The 2,029-nt window shown below is 65.7% G+C and carries 3 protein-coding genes; all 3 read right to left on the bottom strand.

Annotated features, from left to right (window positions below; translation table 11 throughout):
- On the bottom strand, positions 1-489 hold a 489-nt coding region (locus MOV74_RS36965), incomplete at its 3' end, for an FAD-dependent oxidoreductase (RefSeq protein ID WP_246932317.1).
- A gap of 118 nt (positions 490-607) precedes the next feature.
- Entirely contained in the window at positions 608-889 is a 282-nt protein-coding gene (locus MOV74_RS36960; protein WP_246932314.1) for a hypothetical protein, read from the bottom strand.
- Positions 890-1,174: 285 nt separating this feature from the next.
- On the bottom strand, positions 1,175-2,029 hold an 855-nt coding region (locus MOV74_RS36955), incomplete at its 5' end, for an AraC family transcriptional regulator (protein ID WP_246932312.1).

The following is a 2,029-nucleotide window of genomic DNA, read 5'->3' as shown; positions in this document are numbered from 1 at the left end:
GAAGCCGCCGCCGGCGACGACGACCGTGTCGCGCCCGCCCGTGGCCGGCCGCCTGGCGAGACCATGCAGGTGCTTGTCGAGCGCGATGGCGTCATCGAGTGAATCGACGCTGAAGCCATGCTCGGCGAGACCCGGAATGTTCGGACGGAACAGCCGGCTGCCGGTGGTCACGACGAGACGGTCGTAGGAGAGCGTCTTCTTCGTGCCCTTTGCCGTCGCGATCTTCACCATGCAGGATCTGGTGTCGACGGTCTCGGCGATGCCTTGCACATAGGTGACGTCGATGGCCTCGAGCACGTCGAGCAGGGGCGCCGTCAGGGTCTCGGGCTTGGGTTCATAGAGCCGCGGGCGAACCACGAGCGTCGGCTCGGGCGCAACCAGCGCGATCTCCAGCTGGTCTGGCGACACGCCCTGGATCTCGCGCAACCGGGCTGCGGAAAGGGCGGCGTACATGCCGGCGAAGCCGGCGCCGATAATCACTAGTCGCATGGATTTGCTCCTTGGTTTGCGTGGTTCGAAAGTCCGCGCGCGACCGCCGCTGCTCCGTCCAGGGCAGCGTCCGGTGACGGCACGAAGAGATGTGAAGAGATGAAGTGAGCCGCTGAGTCTAAGGCACCATGCAGCGTTGCAGCGGTGAACTCGGCAGCCAGTCTTGGCGAAACACGACCGCCCTCGGGCCCCAGTCCTGATAGGGAAGGCTGGAGCCATCCCGGGTCATGATGGACACCAGCGGATGCATCGGGTGCACATAGTGTGCCGGAAGCTCCACCTCCTCGCCCGTCGCCGACGTAAAGCGAACGGCCAGCGAGAGTCCGTACAAGGTTGCGGTGGCAAGGCCTCGGCGGCGCGAGGCGATCACCCGCCGGCTGATGAAGTTTTTCCAGGTCATCTTCGGTCTCCCTCGATTGCTCCGGCCATGATGATGGTCTAGCGGATCGGGTCTGCCGCTGCGCCAGAGCGATTGCCGTCATTGCAGCGCGATTGCTGCTAACGGTTATGCCTGCGCCGGTCGTTCGGGCTCTCGCGGGTCAGCTTCCGGAAGGCTGCCGCGAACGCACGGTGCCTGTCTTGAACACACAGCAGACATGGAAGCGCGACAGGCCGACATCGGACGCCCGCGCAGCGAGCGGCCTCGCGATCGAGAAAAAGCACGTTGCGCTTTGCGCGATTGTCGTTAGCGCGTGTGGCGCCTGCGCCACTCGCTCGGGGTCTCGCCGGTCAGCTTGCGGAACGCGGCCGCGAACGCCGTCTGCGAGGCATAGCCGAGCGCGGCTGCGATCGCGGCGACCGTCTCGTCGCCGTCGCGCAGCATCTTCATGGCCTGCTCGAGCCGGTGCTGGCGCAGCCAGGCATGCGGGGACAGGCCGGTGCTTTCCTTGAACGCACGGCAGAAGTGAAAGCGCGACAGACCGGCATCGGATGCCAGCGCATCGAGCGAGACGTCCGCGTCGCTGTCCGAGCGCAACCGCTCGATCGCACGGAGCAGGATCTTCGGCGACAGCCCGCCCATGGTCGGCTCGAACGTGGTTGGCGAGCCCGTATGCGCAGCCAGAAGGCGCGTGGCCAGAAGATCCGTCAGTTGATGCCGAAACAGCGCATCGAGGGCTCCATTGCCTTGCAACGTGTCCGCCGCGCTCAGGATCAGTCGGGAGGTGATGGGGTCGGGATGTGCGGTTCGCTCCAGCAGCTCGGCCGGTCCGACCTGGGCTTCTTTGGCAACGCGCTTCAGGATTGCGTCGGGAAGATAGAGCTGAACCACATCGACAGGCTTGGGAATATCCCACCTGGAGCTCGATCCTTCCGGGATGATGATCAGGACCCCCGGCCGAAACGTGCCGATCGCGACCGATCGTCCCGACCGCCGCTCCATGCGCTGCATCACGCCGTTATACGCCATGATCACGTGGTGGCTCATGGGCTCGACGACGTCGTGCAGCGGATCATGTCGCCAGTGCGCGAGGCCGGCACCGGAGGCGTCCAGCGCCATGCGAAACGGCTCGGTCCTGAGCACGCGCGCCATCTCCGCGCC

It is taken from the genome of Bradyrhizobium sp. SHOUNA76, from assembly GCF_023006445.1.
Taxonomy (GTDB): Bacteria; Pseudomonadota; Alphaproteobacteria; order Rhizobiales; family Xanthobacteraceae; genus Bradyrhizobium.
Note: the sequence above shows the minus strand (reverse complement) of the source record. Positions and strands in the feature narration are given on the sequence as shown.

Coding starts and splice junctions, on each gene's coding strand:
- MOV74_RS36960 (WP_246932314.1), bottom strand. CDS start 889: ATGACCTGGAAAAACTTCATCAGCCGGCGGGTGATCGCCTCGCGCCGC.